Below are 14,946 nucleotides of genomic sequence, written 5' to 3' on the forward strand. Positions count from 1 at the left end.
TTGAGTGGTGACATCACCCGAAAACCCAGAAGAGCCCACCGGCGACAAGGCGGCCCCGCCCTGGCAGCGGTTGGGCAAGGACGACGCCTCCCCGAATGGCAGCGCGGAGGCGGAGACCGTGTGGCTTCCCGGTGGCCAGCCCACGGAGAACGTGGTGCATGCCGAAGGCGACAACAGCGATAAGACCACCTTCGTCACATCGAGCGTTTCGCAGGGATTGTTCGGGAAACCGTTGGACCCGCCGCCCGCCAACCCAGGGCCGGCGGCACCCGGGGTGATGGGGGGGAACACCCGTGAGGCGCCCAGCGCGCTGCGCCGCCCCGGCCGGGGTCCGCGCCGCGCCAGCCTGCAGGTCAAGCGGTTCGACCCGTGGTCGGTGTTGAAGCTGTCCCTCGTCCTCGGTGTCGCGATGTTCTTCGTTTGGCTCGTCGCCGTCGGTGTCCTGTACACGGTTCTCGACGGCATGGGCGTGTGGGACAAACTGAACGGAACGTACTCCTCGCTCGTGTCGGGCGAGGGCAGTAGCGCCCCGGCCGATCCGCTGATCAGCGCCGGCCGCGTGTTCAGCATCGCCGCGATCCTGGGCGCCATCAACATCGTGCTGCTCTCGGCGCTGACGACGGTAAGTGCGTTCATTTACAACGTGTCCGCGGACCTCGCCGGTGGCCTGGAAGTCACCCTGTCGGAACGGGAGTAGAAGGCATCATGTAGTCTTCTTGCGTTCCCGGGGCCCATAGCTCAGGCGGTTAGAGCGCTTCGCTGATAACGAAGAGGTCGGAGGTTCAAGTCCTCCTGGGCCCACAGGGCGTAACAAGCCGGTTCGCGCAGGACGCGGACCGGCTTTTTGGTGTCCGGGTGACTAACCGGTCTGCCGTCCCGCACTGCTGCTCAGTCCGCTCCGTCCCACCCAGGACCGCCGGCATCGTCGTGTCCATCATTTTCATCGGGTGTGGCGTGTCACCCGCCGGGATGACGCCTTCCACGACCAGCAGCCGCGCGCCGGGTTCGCAGCGGCGATCGCTCGCAGGATGCGTCGGCTGTCCTCGTCGTAATCGGTGACTTCGACCTGGTCGCCGGAAGTCCGCAAAACCCCGAACGGGGCGAGTGAGCGGGTGAGTCGCCGCAGCGCGTCCGGGTGAGTGCCCGTTCGTATCGCCGAAATCAAACAAGATCGAACTTCGTCGAGACGATGGCACGTGCTGTGACCATTCTTGTATGCACAATCCGTAGTGCGATGTGCGGCACAAGATTTTCCGATGGAAGCGCAGAGTTGCGAAAACCGCAGACGTTCGGGCTTTTCCATCGCACCTCCTCGCCGTGGACCGGTTGCGACGGCTTGAGGGCCCGTCTGGCCCGACAGCGAAAGGGTTCGAATCCACCTGCGCCCCGTCCGATGCTCCGTTCCGGGTTCGGGTAATCGCGGCCTGGCTAGAATCTGCGCCATGCCGACGCCCTGGGTCACCGATCGGTTACGGATAATGCGGGACTGGTGGCGTGCTTACGACGCCGTGGTGTGGGATCGATGGCTTGCCGTCGTGTTCACCGGGTTGGCTGTCGTGCCGGTGTTGTCGAGCATGAGCCCGGAGTTCGGTGACCTGCCCCGGCGGCCGATGGACGTCTTCGGGGTTTTCCTCGTGTTGGCGCAGACGGCGCCACTGGCGGTGCGCAGCCGGTGGCCCGCCGCGTGCCTGGCGGTCGCCGGGGTGTCGACAGCGATCCACGAGGCGCTCGGCTATGCCCCGGAGTTCGGCAGTGTGTCGGTGTATATCGCGCTGTACTCGGTCGGCGCGCACCAGGAGCGGTTTCGGCGCGTCGTCGCGGTGGCGGCGTCGGCCGTGTTCATGGTGCTCACGACCGTCGTGCTCGCGCTCGGTTCACCCGATTCGTTGACCGATGACCTGATCTTCTACTTGCTCCTCGCCGCGTGCTGGACGGTCGGTGCCTTCGTGCGCCAGCGACGAGTGGAGGAGGCGGAACGGCGGCGGCTCGCCGCGGTCGCCGCGACGGCCACCGAACGGGCGCGTATCGCGCGGGAACTGCACGACGTGGTGACCCACCATGTCACCGCCATTGTCGTGCAGGCCGACGCCACACAGCTCTTCGTCGAGTCACCCGACCGGGTCACCACCACGCTCAGCACGATCTGTAAGACCGGCCGGCAGGCCCTGTCCGAGCTGCGGTATCTGCTCGATGTGCTGGAAGCGACCGGTGAGTCGGCCACACCGCGATCACCGGTCGAGGGGACTTTGCGGAACCTGGTGGAACAGATCCGGACGGGTGGACAGCCGGTGGATCTGGTCGAGGACGGTGATCAGTCCGCGCTCCCGGTCGCCGTCGGGCTGGCCGTGTATCGGGTCGTGCAGGAAGGCCTGACCAACGCCATGAAGTACGCCGCCGGGCAGCAGACCGTGGTCCGCGTCGCCCACCGGGATGGTCACGTCGAAGTCGAGGTGACCAACGACGCTTCTCCGGTACCGCTTTCCGTCGGTGCCCGAAAAGAACTGTCCGGCGGGCGAGGCCTGACCGGGTTGCGGGACCGGGTCGGGAAGCTGGGTGGTGAGCTGATGGCGGAGGAAGAGCCGGACGGCCGGTTCCGCCTGCGTGCGGTGATTCCCAGTGAGGGGCAACCTTGACCGTCCGTCTGTTGGTCTGTGAGGACGAGGAACTCGTCCGCGTCGGCTATGTCGCGGTCTTCGACTCGCAGCCGGACATGGAGGTCGTCGGTGAGGCCGCCGATGGCCCGGCCGCCGTCGAACTGGCGGCGCGCCTCGAACCGGATGTCGTCGTCATGGACATTCACATGCCGGGGCTGGACGGCATCGAGGCCACCCGGCGGATCGCCGGGCCAGGCGTCGTCGATCCGCCGAAGGTGCTCGTAGTGACCACCTTCAATGTCGACAAGTACGTCTACGAGGCACTGCGTGCGGGGGCCAGCGGCTTCCTGCTCAAGGACGCGCCGCTGGCCGAGTTGGTGAACGCGGTCCGCACGATCACACGAGGTGAGTCGCTGCTGTCACCCGCGGTGACCCGGACCCTCATCGGGCGCCACGCGGACCGCGTCCGTCCGACCTCCGCCGCGCGCGGCCAAGAGCAGTTCGACGTACTGGCCCCGCGGGAGCGCGAGGTGCTGCGCCTGATCGCGCGTGGCATGTCCAACGTCGAGATCGCCGACGAAATGGTGATCAGCTTCGAGACCGTGCGGACCTATGTGTCCCGCATTCTCGCGAAACTGGATCTGCGCGACCGGGTCCAGGCCGTCGTGTGGGCTTACCGCACCGGAATCGTCGGCACCGACGACTGAACCCCCGATGGCCGATGGTTCCACGTGGAACCGCCGAAGTCAGCGGAAAGTGCCGTGCGCGGCATGTTCGCGCCCTGCCGTCAGGCAGTGCGCAGGTCGGCGACCACACAGGCGATGTTGTCCGGTCCGCCCTCGGAGTTGGCGCGGTCGACGAGTTGCCGGACCGCGACCGCCGGGTCGGTGGCCGTGGTCATCACCTCACGCAGGGCTTGCGGCGGGACCGTGGTGTGAAGCCCGTCGGAACACAGCAGATAGCGGTCGCCCGCCTCCGCCTGGTGCAGGTCGAGATCGAATTCCGGGGCCGGATGGCCGGTGATCGCCCTGAGCAGGAGCGAACGCTGGGGGTGTGAAGTGGCTTCTTCGGGAGTCAGCTGTCCTTGTTCGATCATCGCCTGAACGTGCGTGTGGTCGTGGGTGATCTGGAACAACTCACCGTCGCGCAGCAGGTAGGCGCGCGAGTCGCCGACGTGTACCAACGCGAGTCGCGAGCCGGACCACAGCAGTGCCGTCAATGTCGTGCCCATGTCCTTGCCGGCGCCGGACATTTCGCGGACCGCCGTGCTCGCCCCGCGCGCGGCCTCTTCGAGGACATTGAGCAGGTCGCCGGCCGCTACCTCGGCGTCGGCCCGCTTCAGCGCGTCGATGGCGACGGCACTCGCGGGTCGTGCGTCCGATGCACACCCGAAGCCGTCCGCGACGGCGAACAGATGGGATCCGGCGTAGGCGGTGTCCTGGTTCGACGATCGGACCTGCCCTCGGTCGGACAGCACGGCGTACCGGACGGAGAGTGCGGACATGTCGACTTCCCTTCCTGACAGATAGTCGATGAGGAAGGCGGCGAGTTTGCCGCGGGCGCGTGTCTCCGCCTCGACCTGGCGCCAGTAGCCGGCCACCGAGCGGGCCGCCTCGTCGTCGTCGAGTTCGCAGATCACCTTGATGCGGGCCAGTGGCATGCCGAGCCGCCGCAACCACGCGACCAGGCGGGCGCGTTCCAGTTGCTCCGTCCGGTAGTAGCGATAACCGGAAACCGGATCGACGACCGCGGGGCGGACCAAGCCGAGTTCGTCGTACAGCCGCAAGGCTTTCGGCGACAGGCGTGACGCCCGGGCGAACGCACCGATGGTCAGCATCGTGCCCTCCTCATGCCGGGTGGCCCCGGCATGAGGCACTGTGCGGCTTGCCCCAAGGTAAAGGTCAACGGTTCCACGTGGAACGGCCAGAATCGGCGGGGAACCTGCCGCGCCGACCCTGGCCGTAGACCGTGGTTACCTCTCCCGCGCCGACCGGCTTCGTGGCGAGTCGCCCTTCACCCGTCAGTCACTGATCGCATACCCACCGGCATCGCGAATAATCGCGCTCCGGCGAAATCGCTCAGGATTCGGTGCAGTACCATCGGCAGAGTCAGGCCGAACCGTCGAGGAGGGGCTCAAGGTGAAGAAGCTGCTGGCGCTCGCAGTGGTCGCGGGTGGGGTGCTGTTCGTGATCAAGCGCAACAAGGACGCGAAGGCCGAAGCCGACCTGTGGCGCGAGGCCACCGCTCCGACTGAGAGGCCTTTCGGCAGCGTGTCGGCCAACGGCAGTGCTCCGGCGAAGGCCGCGGAGGCGGGCCGCAACAACTGAGACCTACGGGCGGCAACGCCCGTTCCGGGGCTGTAGCTCAATTGGTAGAGCACTGCCTTTGCAAGGCAGGGGTCAGGGGTTCGATTCCCCTCAGCTCCACCCGGATCTGTTCGGCGCTGATGCGTCTTCTCGGTGTCCTCTCGCTCTGTGGGAGCCGAGCCTTCACACCTCGAGGTGTGAGTTCCTCACCCTGGCGGGCGTTGGGCCCGCTCGTCGCGTGATCCGAGGTCCCCGGTCGATCGTGTGGTGCATTTCGGGTGGCGCGGTTTAAACGGGACGAGGTTGGGTATCCGAGGGCGGACAGTCCCCAGCGGATAGAGGTTATCCCCGAAGACCGATCTTTTCGATCTTCGGCCGGTTTTAACCGAAGGAGCTTGAAAAAGTGATCGTACTCGGTGTCATCCTGCTTATCGTCGGATTTTTGACCGGCATATCGATTATCTGGTCGATCGGAATCGCGCTCGTGATCATCGGAGCCATCCTGGCGGTGCTCGGCCGGGCCGGAACGAAGGTCGGCGGCCGCAGCCACTGGTACTGACCCGCACGTTTGCCGGAGCGCGGGACCGGGTAAGCCGGATCAAAGGCACACCACAACGGGAGGATGCATGAACGACAAAGCGGAAAACAAGGCCGAAGAAATCAAGGGAAAGGCCAAGGAAGCGGCCGGCGACGCCACCGATAACGAACAGTGGCAGGCCGAAGGCAAGGCCGACCAGGCAAAGGGTTCCCTGAAGCAGGCCGGCGAGAAAATCAAAGACTCGGTGAAGCACGTCACCGATTGAGTCGGCGAAGAGATCAGTTTCGGTCCGCCGCCCGTCGGTCGTGAAATCGAACTGATGCGAACGTGGCCCCAGGCCCGCCAATGGCGGGCCTGGGGCGTACGCGTGCCGCTCTGGAGTCTTCACCCGACCGCTTCGACGCTCGGCGGCTTGTACCCGAGCCTTCCGCGAGTCGCCGCGATCAGCACGACGGCGACCGCGGTCGAGGCGATGAGGAGGACGTGCGTCGTGTCGTGGTGGAAGTCGATCGCCGGGAAGATCGCCACCCAGGCGACGGAGAAGAAGTTGTTCACACTGGTGTGCAACAGCATGGCCAGCGGCAGGCTTTCCCCGGTGCGGTTGAACACCCAGGTCATCACCACGCTGAAGGCCGTGGCGCTGGCGACGAACTCGATCACCATCACCCAGTTCACGTCAGGCCATCCCGCCCAATCGGTGAGAAACAGCGGCAGGTGCCAGGCGCCCCACAGCGGGCCGAGGATGAGCGTGCCGCGCAGCGGCCCGAACCGCGGCTGGAGATGAGGGAGCGCGAAGTCCCGCCAACCGGGTTCCTCGGCGAGGCCGGTGGTGAGCAACTGGAAAACCAGGGCGGGCAGATAGGCGGCGAACACCGAGGCCGGCGGCAGATGCATGGCGCCCGCCCCACCGCCGAACGGGATCGACGTAATGATGAGCACGGCGGGAACACTGACGAGCACGAGCACGTACCAGCCCCAGTGGACTCGCCACCGCAGCAGTCGTCCGGCCCACTGGCGCAGACCGGGCTTGCCCTCCGCGAGCGCGGTCACGAGGAAAGCGGACAGGATCGGGCCGAGATAGGCACCCGGCAGCACGCCGAACAACTGCGAACTTCCCGCCACGGTGGGGAACTTGAAGTGGAGAATGCCGAGGCCGTTCTCGCAGAGCACGTAAGGTGCCCACGCGAGCCAGCTGAGGCCGAACGCGAGCGCGAAGAAGCTGGTCATCCGGTGGCGGCTGACGAAGTTCGGCCGCTCGACGGTCCGGGACACGACGCTTGCCTGCTGAGTCACGGGTCTTTCCTTTCTTCAGTGGTTTTCGTTGGTATGGCTGGTCATTCGCCGATGCTCAGCGCGTCGATCGGTGTCGGGCGCATGGCGGAGCGAGTGGGAAAAGCGATGGAACCCCAGCCGAGGACGATCGCGACGACCACGACTCCCAGGTAGGCCAGCGGGGGAACGGTCGGCAGCGCGGTACCGGTCAGGCTGACGCTGATACCGATCAGCGGCGGCAACGCGGCCAGTGAGCCGAGGACGACCGAAGCCACGACGACGATCCCCGCTTCGCCGCGCATCATCGACCGCACCTGCCGGGGTTTCGCGCCGACGAGCCGCAGCAACGCGAATTCACGAACCCGGGCCGCGGTGGCCAGGACCAGGATGTTCACCACCGCGATCGCGATGAAGCCCAGCACCACCAGATTGATCAGCAGGTTGACGTTCGACTCTCCGGCCAGCGCGGTGTCCCGCCCCGCGGTGTAGGTGGTCCGGTCGGCGATCCGCACTTCGGGATGCGTGGCCAGCGCGGCGTGGAGCGCGCCGACGTCGGCTCCGGAAACCAGGATCTCGTCGTCCAGCCTGCTGGTGGTGTGTGCGACGACGACATCGTTGGGCAGCGTCACGTCGCCGAAACCGAGACCGGCGCGGTAGATCGCGACCACTCGCGCGGTGTGCGCGGTCCCGTCGCCGAGATACATGGCGAGGGTCTCACCGACGTGGACGCCGAAGGTGTCGGCGGCGAGCCGGCTCACCGCGACCGTGTCACCGGACAGACCGTTCAGGTCGCCGTCGACGACGCCGAGGTCCAGGACTTTGCCGAGCCCGTCGGTGGTGATGCCCTGTGCCGGGTACGACTCGGTCGTCGGATCACCCAGTTCATCGTGGGTGACCAGGACGTTCGTGCGCGCCACCGGAGTCGCCGTCACGCCGGGCAGGCGCCGGAGCGTGTCCGCGACCCCCGGAGCGATGCCGCCCTGTGCGGCGAGGACGTGATCGGCGAGCACACCGGTCTCGGCCTGCCGCTGCGCCGCTGCCGTGGTCGTGGTGACCGAGAAGATCTGCACCGAGGCCAGTGCGACCCCCATGATCAGTGGCGTCGCGGCGGTCGCGAGCCTTCGCGAGTTGGCGAAGGTGTTGGCCCGCGCGAGGAATCCCGAGACCGTGCGGCCCAGCCCCGCCCGGCCGAGCAGCCCGGCCGTTCCGGTGAGCAGCCGCGGCCCGAGCAGTGCCACCGCGATCACCAGTATCAGTGCCGAGCCCGCCGCGCCCCCCAGCGCGGCGGTGCCGCCGGCCAGGATCGGGAGCACCAGTCCGCCTGCCAGTCCGAGCGGAATCAGCAGCCAGCCGGTGATCATCCGGACGCGACCCAGCTGCCGTGGCTCCACGGCGGCTTCGCCCAGCGCGGCGACCGGGCTGATCCGGGCGGCCCGCCGCCCCGCGATCAAGCCCGCGAGTGCGGCGGTGAGCACGCATCCGGCTACCGCGGCGAGCGGCGGCAGCGGTCCGATCGCGAACCGGAAGTCGTTCGGCAGCACGCCGAAATGGACCAGCCCGGCGCGCAGCAACAGGCTCACGCCGATGCCCGGAAGGGCACCCAGGATCGCCGCGACCAGCGCCACCAGCGTGGCCTCGGCGGTGATCAGCCGGTAGATCTGCCGCGGGGTGGCCGCGATCGCCCGCAACAGGGCGAACTCCCGCCGCCGCTGCTGGATCGTGAGGCCGAGAGTGCTGGCCACCACCGCCAGGACGATCATGAGCATGGCGCCGCCGAACGACGAGGCCATCAAGAGCAGGAACGACCGCGCCGCACCGGCATCGACGAACTCCGCCTCGGCCCGGTCCTGTCCGACCGACGTGACGACACCCGGCAGCGCGTCGTTGATCCGCTTCGCGAGTTCGTCGGCGGTGACGCCGCCGTCGGCGAGGACCGCGATGGCGTCGACCTGACCGGGCCGCCCGGAGAGCTGCCTGGCCTGTGCGTCGGTGAGGAAAGCGGTACCCGCTCCGTCGGTTGTGGCGGTTGTCCCGACCACCTGGTATCGGCCGGCCACAGCGCCGGTCTCGATGTCGACGACATCACCAGTGTGCACGCCGAGTCCGCGGTCGAGCGCCACTTCACCCGGCACCCGGGGTGGCCGGCCGTCGGCGAGCGCGACCGGGCCGAGTTGTGCGGAGGACCAGCCGTGCACGACCAGCGGCCGGGTCGTTTCCGGAGTGCGCAGCCCGGAATTCACGCTGACGTCGCCGACCGCGGCGTGGACGCCGGGCACCTGTGCGACCTGGCCGACCCGGGCTTCCGGCAGAGGAACACGTTCGGAGAACCGCGTGTCCAGATCGTGCGGCCCCGACGGGGACTGCGCGGCGGTGACCACGACCGGTGCCGAGGCATAGCGCTGAGGGGGAACCCCGGCGCGCAGCCCGGAATCGAGCAGGACCCCGCAGGCGGTGATCAGGGCGGATCCGAAGAACACCGCGATGAACGCGGCGACGAATCCTGCCCGGCGTCCCCGGATGGTTTGCCAGGCAAGGGAAAACATCGATCCCATGACTCATCGCTCCCCGAGCTGCGCCATGCGCTCCGCGATCCGCTCCGGCGCGGAGCGCGGCAGCTGGTCGACGATGCGACCGTCGGCGAGGAACAGCACCGAGTCGGCGTAGGAAGCGGCGAACGGATCGTGTGTCACCATCAACGACGTCTGCCCCCACAGATCCACCGCGTGCCGCAGCGCGTCCAGAACCTGCCGGGCGGTGCGGCTGTCGAGCGCGCCGGTCGGTTCGTCGAGGAACATCACGTCGGGCCGGGTGACCAGCGCCCTGGCGATCGCGACCCGCTGCCGTTGCCCACCCGAAAGCGCACTGGGGCGCCGGTTCATCGGCACGTGCAGGTCGATCGACCGCACCACTTCCGCGAGGAACCTGGGGTCGGACGGCCGCTGCGCCAACCGCAGCGGCAGCACGATGTTCTGTTCCACGGTCAGCGAATCGAGCAGGTTGTACGCCTGGAAAACGAAGCCGATCCGTTCCCGGCGCAATTCGGTGAGCTTGGTTTCGGACAGGCCGGTCAGGTCCGTTTCCCCGAGTATCACCCGCCCCGAAGTCGGCCGGTCCAGACCAGCGGCGCAGTGCAGGAAGGTGCTCTTCCCGGAGCCCGAAGGTCCCATGACCGCGGTGAAAGTGCCGCGACGCAATTCGACCGACACACCGTCGAGCGCGTGGACCGCGGTGGCACCCTCGCCATAGGTCTTGCGGACGGAATCCATGCGTACCGCGCAGGTGAGCGCATCCGCCACTGTTTTCATCGCGTTTCCTTTCCCCATTCGATGTCCTCGACGCTATGGGGGAAAACCACGCGGAACAGCGGCTCTGAGTACCGGATCGGGGGTGTAGCCCGCTACACCCCCGGGGTGATGCCCGGTAGAGTCCGCCACAGCCGCACAGGCGCACGAACCGCCGGGGAATCGATGAGAAAAGCGATCAAACGCAGTGCCGACGCGACCGCGCTGCTGGTAGGCGGTCTGCAGACGGCCTCGCCTGCTGTGCTCGGAACCGCTCTGGTGCCGTTGCTGTTGCTCGCCTTGCCACTGCTGCCCGAAGCCGTCGAACCGTTGCGTCTGCTCGCCGACGCCGAACGCGCGCGTGTCGGCCGGAAGCTGGGCCGTCCGATCCAAAGGCCTTACCACCGGCGGGAAGGCGGGTACTGGAAGCGCTCGCGGACAGTGTTGCGCGACCCGGCGACGTGGCGGGACCTCGCCTGGTTGATCAGCCATGGCGTGATCGGTGTGATCGTCGGGCTGGTCGCGGTGGGTTTGTGGCCCGCGGTGATCTCCAGCCTGACCACGCCGCTGTACTGGTGGGCCTTCCCGCGCGGCACGTTCAGCGCGGTCGCGGTGCGGGTCGACACCTGGCCGGAGGCGCTGACCCTTCCGTTCGCGCAGGCGGCGCTCTACGCGGCCATGGTGTGGTGGCTGGTTCCGCTGGCGGCGCGCGGCCAGTTGCGGCTCGCCGAAACGCTGCTCCGGCCGACGGAACACACGCTGCTGACCGAGCAGATCGAACGGCTCACCGAGACCCGGACCGAGGCACTGGAATCGCACGGTGCCGAGTTGCGCCGGATCGAACGCGACCTGCACGACGGTGTGCAGGCACAGCTCGTGTCGGTCGCGGTGCGGCTGGGGCTGGCCGAGCGCGCGCTGGGTCTGGAGCCTGAGATGGCGCGATCCCTGTTGCGGGAAGCACGCGCCAGCATCGAAGACTCGCTCGGCAATCTCCGTGGCGTCATCCGCGGTATCTACCCGCCGATCCTGGCCGACCGGGGGCTCGGTGGCGCGATACGCGCGTTGGCGAGTGGCCAGCGGATCCCGGTCTCCGTGTCGATCCCGGACCAGCTGCCCCGGCCGCCGGCCCCGGTGGAAGCGGCCGCGTACTTCGTCATCGCGGAGTCGCTGACGAACGTGACCAAGCACAGCACCGCCGAGCATGCGGAGGTCAGCGTCGAAAGCGACGCGGGACGACTGCGCATCGTGGTACGCGACGACGGGCAGGGTGGCGCCGACCAAGCGGGCGGAAGCGGTCTGGTCGGGATCCAGCGCCGGGTGGCGGCCCTGGACGGCAGCGCCCGTATCGAGAGTCCGGTCAACGAAGGAACCACGATCGAGGTGCTGTTGCCGTGCGGATAGTGATCGGTGAGGACAACGCCTTGCTGCGGGAAGGAATCTCGCTGCTGGTCAAGACCGCCGGGCACGAGGTCGTGGGGATCGCGGCCAGCGGTCCGGAGATCGTGCCCACCCTGCTCCGGCACCGGCCGGACATCGCGGTGCTCGACGTGCGGATGCCGCCGGACTTCCGGGACGAGGGCCTCCGCGCCGCCATCGAAGCCCGCAAGCAGTTGCCCGGCCTGGCGGTCCTGGTGCTGTCGCAGTACGTCGAGCAGACCTACGCCAGCGAACTGCTCGCCACCGGCGCGAACGGAACCGGTTACCTGCTCAAGGACCGGATCGGCCGGGTCGAGGAGTTTCTGGACGCGCTGAACCGGGTCGCCTCCGGCGGAACGGCGCTGGACCCCGAGGTGGTGTCGCAGCTGATGAACCGCCACGATCCGCTGAATGCCCTCACCCCACGAGAACGCGAGGTGCTGCACCTGATGGCCCAGGGGCACGACAACCTGGCCATCGCACGGCAGCTCGTGGTCACCGAGCGGGCCATCACCAAGCACATCGGCAACATCTTCCGGAAGCTGGACCTTCCGCCGTCCGACAGCGGTCACCGCCGGGTGCTCGCCGTGCTGGCCTACGTCAACTCGTGACCCGGCCGCGCCCGTGACCAGGCGTGGAGCCGGCGCCGGGGTACGGTAGACCTCGAACGCGGCGCACTACGGGGAGGTTTCGTGCATCGGGCCTTCACCTTGGAGACGGCGACGAACATCGCGCCGGGAAGCGGGAACGATCACTTCCGGCGAGTCGCCAAGGCCCCGCGATGAGCCGCCGGCAACGCGCGACGGGACCGGTGCCGGGGCAGTACCCGGTCCGGTTCGGCACCGCCGAACTGCTCGCGGACGCCGACTGGCCGGGTGGGTGGCTGCTCACCGTCGGTGGCGTCGCACAGTCCTATGTGGACCTCGAAGATCCGACCCACCTGGAGTTCGAGTACATCCAGCGCATCGGTGACGTCATCGAATGCCTGGAACCGGGACCGCTGGACGTGCTGCACCTCGGCGGCGCGGGATGCACGCTCGCGCGGTACATCGCCGCCACCCGGCCGGGTTCGCGGCAACTGGTCTTCGACGCGGACGCGGAGCTGATCGACCTGGTGCGGGAACAACTCGACCTCCGGAGCGTGCCGAACCTGAAGGTCCGCATCTCGGACGGCCGGGAGGGCGTGGCCACCCGCCGCGACGACTCGGCCGATCTCCTGGTGGCGGATGTGTTCTCCAGTGGCAGCATGCCCAGTGACATCGCGACCGTCGAGTTCACCGCCGACGCGGCGCGGGTGCTGCGGGAAACGGGAACCTACCTGCTGAACGTCGCCGACGGACCGGGGCTGGCCTTCGCGCGCCGAGTCGCCGCCACGGTCGGTCAGGTCTTCCCGCACGTGATCATGCTCGCCGAACCGGGGGTCCTGCGCGGCCGCCGGTTCGGCAATCTGGTGCTCGCCGCGTCCGCCCGTGAACTGCCGGTGGAGGCGCTCACCGCACGGGTCGCGTCGGCGGCCTTTCCGGCCCGGTGCCTCGCCGGAAAGACGCTCCGGGGTTTTTCCGGCAGCGCGAGGCCTCTGACCGACGAGACGCGCGTCAAGCCGCCGGTTCCGCCGTGGCACGCATTCGGCGCTTGAGCACCGAAAGCGCGCCACGAAGCGACGGTGCCTAGGTCGCCTGCGCGATCAGGAGATCCACGGCGGGGTCATTGCGGGTGGTCTGGGGAACGATCTGGGAATCGTCGGGATAGAACCCGGGATTGGAGCCCGTCGGGTACATCTCGAAGGCGAAACTGAGGATCTTGTGCTTGCCCCAGGCCCAGTCGTCGATGTCGCCGTCGGTGATGTAGAGACCGCTCGACTGCTCGGGGGTGTAGCCGTTGGTCGCGGCCATCGACTTGCCGATGCTCTGGAATCGCTGGGCCTGCGCCTGGGTCATGTCGGGACCGGTGGGGCTGGTCGTGTAGCCGAGCGGCCAGAGCACCAGTTCGGAATAGGTGTGGAAGTCGATGTGCGCCTTGATCTGGTGCGCGTCGACGAAATCGGCGAGTGCCTTGGTTTCGGGCTCGGAGAAGGCCGACGGGCCACGGTAGTCCTCGGCGCTCGGGTTCGAGCTGGAACCGTTGCAGCAGCCCCATTCGTAGTCCCAGTTGCGGTTCGGGTCGGTGCCGATCGCGCTGCTCCCGGGCACCGGCTTGCGCGTCTTTCGCCAGTTGTGGAAACGGCCGCCGGAGATGTCGTACTCGGAGCCGTCCGGATTCACGTTCGGGACCACGTAGATCGTGTGCGTGTCCACCATTGACTTGATCTTCGAATCGGTGCCGTAGCCGTCGGTGAAACGCTGCACGATGTGCAGGCACATTTCCGTGGTGAGGTGTTCCCGGGCGTGCTGGTTGCAGGTGAAGAGCACCTCGGGTTTTCCGCTGCCCGAAGAAATCGTGAGCAGGTTGAGGTCGCGCCCCTGATAGGACTTGCCGATACTGGACAACCGGGCGAGGTCGGGATGATTGGCCACGGTCTTCTGCAGTTCGGCGGTCACTTCGGCATAGGTGTGGTAACCCTCGTAACCGGCGGGGAAATCGGCGGTGGCGGCGTCGGCGGCGGGCGCGGTGCCGGCCAGCAGAGCGACCCCGGCCATAATGGCCAGCGCGCCGTGGAGCGTTCGTCTCGGGAACATTCCGCCTCCGTTCGATCACGGTGGGTAGTTCCCTCAGATTGGCGGAGCCTTGATCACCGCCACAACCTTCTTTGGTCGGGAAACCGCGCGTTCCGCCGGACGAGACAGCGCTTTCCGCGAACACGCGCTTCCCCGGCAAAGGTTCAGGCCTCTGCCGGAAACTTGATGCTTCCTTTGCCCCGCCCTCGGCAGACTCGGCGCCCGGTAAGAGGTCCATACCGACGAGCCGGGGCGGGCGGACGTGGAAAGGTGATCTTCACCTCGGCGTTGAACCGAGTCGCTGCGATGGCGAATCTTCCTTGTACTACGCTGAGCGCCACCCACGGCCGGGGAGGACCAGCACTCGGGCGGAGTGCCAAGGGCCGTGGGAAATCCCGTGTACCTCGAAACAAAGAAGGACAAGATCGTGGCTGACACCCTCAAGGAAATCCTGCTCGACTCCAGCAGGCGTCCGGCCGTCGTGACCGATCTGGAGAATCTGGTCGACCAGGAGGTCTCGGACAAGAGCGGCGTGTCGGGTGCGGTGATCAAGACTGGTTTCGCGGCCGTCAAGAAGATCAAGCCGGGCATCATCGGTGCCGCCGTCGACGGCCTGCTGGACGAGTTCACCGGCACCCTCGAGCCGTTCTACGCCGACTTCAAGGCCAAGGGCGGCGGGGACTTCGGCGCCTACCTGTCCGGCCGTGGCGACGAGGCGGCCGACGCGCTGCTGACCGTCACCGACGCTCGTGCCGAGAAGAGCAGCCGCGACGCCATCAAGAAGGTGTACGCCAAGCTGCGTCCGAACGGGAAGAAGAACGTCGAGGAGGCGCTGCCCCGGCTGGGCCAGCTGATCGACAAGCACGCCGCGACCGCCTGATCGCG

Annotated in this window: 15 protein-coding genes and 2 tRNA genes; 12 read left to right on the top strand and 5 right to left on the bottom strand. The window is 67.7% G+C overall.

Annotation, left to right across the window (positions count from 1 at the left end; genetic code table 11):
- Positions 1-7 precede the first annotated feature (7 nt).
- The 4 genes from ACFSXZ_RS16965 (at position 8) to ACFSXZ_RS16980 (ending at position 3,301) form a co-directional block, all read left to right on the top strand.
- Entirely contained in the window at positions 8-697 is a 690-nt protein-coding gene (locus tag ACFSXZ_RS16965) for a DUF3566 domain-containing protein (RefSeq protein WP_378265989.1), read from the top strand.
- A 30-nt stretch (positions 698-727) separates the two neighbouring features.
- Positions 728-801 (top strand) — tRNA-Ile (locus ACFSXZ_RS16970).
- Between the two features lie 641 nt (positions 802-1,442).
- Positions 1,443-2,633 (top strand): sensor histidine kinase, encoded by a 1,191-nt coding sequence (locus tag ACFSXZ_RS16975; protein WP_378265990.1) that lies wholly within the window; start codon positions 1,443-1,445, stop codon positions 2,631-2,633.
- Positions 2,630-3,301 (top strand): response regulator, encoded by a 672-nt coding sequence (locus tag ACFSXZ_RS16980; protein ID WP_378265991.1) that lies wholly within the window; start codon positions 2,630-2,632, stop codon positions 3,299-3,301. Before ACFSXZ_RS16975 ends, ACFSXZ_RS16980 begins: the two co-directional genes overlap by 4 nt.
- Positions 3,302-3,381: 80 nt before the next feature.
- On the opposite strand, the gene ACFSXZ_RS16985 is transcribed toward ACFSXZ_RS16980, so the two are convergent.
- Complete coding sequence (locus ACFSXZ_RS16985; RefSeq protein WP_378265992.1) at positions 3,382-4,431, bottom strand: MerR family transcriptional regulator; 1,050 nt, start codon at positions 4,429-4,431, stop codon at positions 3,382-3,384.
- A gap of 301 nt (positions 4,432-4,732) precedes the next feature.
- Here ACFSXZ_RS16985 and ACFSXZ_RS16990 point away from each other — a divergent pair, with 301 nt between their 5' ends.
- The 4 genes from ACFSXZ_RS16990 (at position 4,733) to ACFSXZ_RS17005 (ending at position 5,703) form a co-directional block, all read left to right on the top strand.
- Positions 4,733-4,921 (top strand): DLW-39 family protein, encoded by a 189-nt coding sequence (locus ACFSXZ_RS16990; protein ID WP_378265993.1) that lies wholly within the window; start codon positions 4,733-4,735, stop codon positions 4,919-4,921.
- A 26-nt stretch (positions 4,922-4,947) separates the two neighbouring features.
- A tRNA-Ala gene (locus ACFSXZ_RS16995) sits at positions 4,948-5,020 on the top strand.
- A gap of 283 nt (positions 5,021-5,303) precedes the next feature.
- Entirely contained in the window at positions 5,304-5,459 is a 156-nt protein-coding gene (locus ACFSXZ_RS17000) for a hypothetical protein (protein WP_378265994.1), read from the top strand.
- 67 nt (positions 5,460-5,526) lie between these two features.
- On the top strand, positions 5,527-5,703 hold the full coding sequence (locus ACFSXZ_RS17005; protein ID WP_378265995.1) for a CsbD family protein: 177 nt from the start codon (positions 5,527-5,529) through the stop codon (positions 5,701-5,703).
- 119 nt (positions 5,704-5,822) lie between these two features.
- Here the strand turns inward: ACFSXZ_RS17005 and ACFSXZ_RS17010 are convergent, their stop codons facing one another.
- Genes ACFSXZ_RS17010 through ACFSXZ_RS17020 form a run of 3 tightly spaced genes read right to left on the bottom strand, consistent with a single transcriptional unit; the run spans position 5,823 to position 10,015 of the window.
- A complete protein-coding gene (locus ACFSXZ_RS17010; RefSeq protein WP_378265996.1) occupies positions 5,823-6,731 on the bottom strand; it encodes a CPBP family intramembrane glutamic endopeptidase in 909 nt (302 codons plus the stop codon).
- A gap of 41 nt (positions 6,732-6,772) precedes the next feature.
- Entirely contained in the window at positions 6,773-9,262 is a 2,490-nt protein-coding gene (locus ACFSXZ_RS17015; RefSeq protein WP_378265997.1) for an ABC transporter permease, read from the bottom strand.
- A gap of 3 nt (positions 9,263-9,265) precedes the next feature.
- A complete protein-coding gene (locus ACFSXZ_RS17020) occupies positions 9,266-10,015 on the bottom strand; it encodes an ABC transporter ATP-binding protein (protein ID WP_378265998.1) in 750 nt (249 codons plus the stop codon).
- A 162-nt stretch (positions 10,016-10,177) separates the two neighbouring features.
- Between ACFSXZ_RS17020 and ACFSXZ_RS17025 the strand changes: the two genes are divergently transcribed.
- The 3 genes from ACFSXZ_RS17025 (at position 10,178) to ACFSXZ_RS17035 (ending at position 13,043) form a co-directional block, all read left to right on the top strand.
- Positions 10,178-11,392, top strand: a complete 1,215-nt coding sequence (locus tag ACFSXZ_RS17025) for a sensor histidine kinase (RefSeq protein WP_378265999.1) — start codon at positions 10,178-10,180, stop codon at positions 11,390-11,392.
- Positions 11,392-12,018 carry a LuxR C-terminal-related transcriptional regulator gene (locus tag ACFSXZ_RS17030; protein WP_378266491.1) on the top strand — a complete coding sequence of 209 codons (627 nt, stop codon included), beginning with the start codon at positions 11,392-11,394 and terminating at the stop codon, positions 12,016-12,018. Before ACFSXZ_RS17025 ends, ACFSXZ_RS17030 begins: the two co-directional genes overlap by 1 nt.
- A gap of 170 nt (positions 12,019-12,188) precedes the next feature.
- Positions 12,189-13,043, top strand: coding sequence for a spermidine synthase (locus ACFSXZ_RS17035; RefSeq protein ID WP_378266000.1), 855 nt, complete (start codon positions 12,189-12,191; stop codon positions 13,041-13,043).
- A gap of 31 nt (positions 13,044-13,074) precedes the next feature.
- On the opposite strand, the gene ACFSXZ_RS17040 is transcribed toward ACFSXZ_RS17035, so the two are convergent.
- Complete coding sequence (locus tag ACFSXZ_RS17040; RefSeq protein ID WP_378266001.1) at positions 13,075-14,082, bottom strand: M14 family metallopeptidase; 1,008 nt, start codon at positions 14,080-14,082, stop codon at positions 13,075-13,077.
- A gap of 406 nt (positions 14,083-14,488) precedes the next feature.
- On the opposite strand from ACFSXZ_RS17040, the gene ACFSXZ_RS17045 reads away from it, so the two are divergent.
- Entirely contained in the window at positions 14,489-14,941 is a 453-nt protein-coding gene (locus ACFSXZ_RS17045; protein WP_378266002.1) for a DUF6918 family protein, read from the top strand.
- Positions 14,942-14,946: the final 5 nt, after the last annotated feature.

The organism is Amycolatopsis pigmentata, from assembly GCF_042684065.1.
Lineage (GTDB): Bacteria > Actinomycetota > Actinomycetes > Mycobacteriales > Pseudonocardiaceae > Amycolatopsis_E > Amycolatopsis_E pigmentata.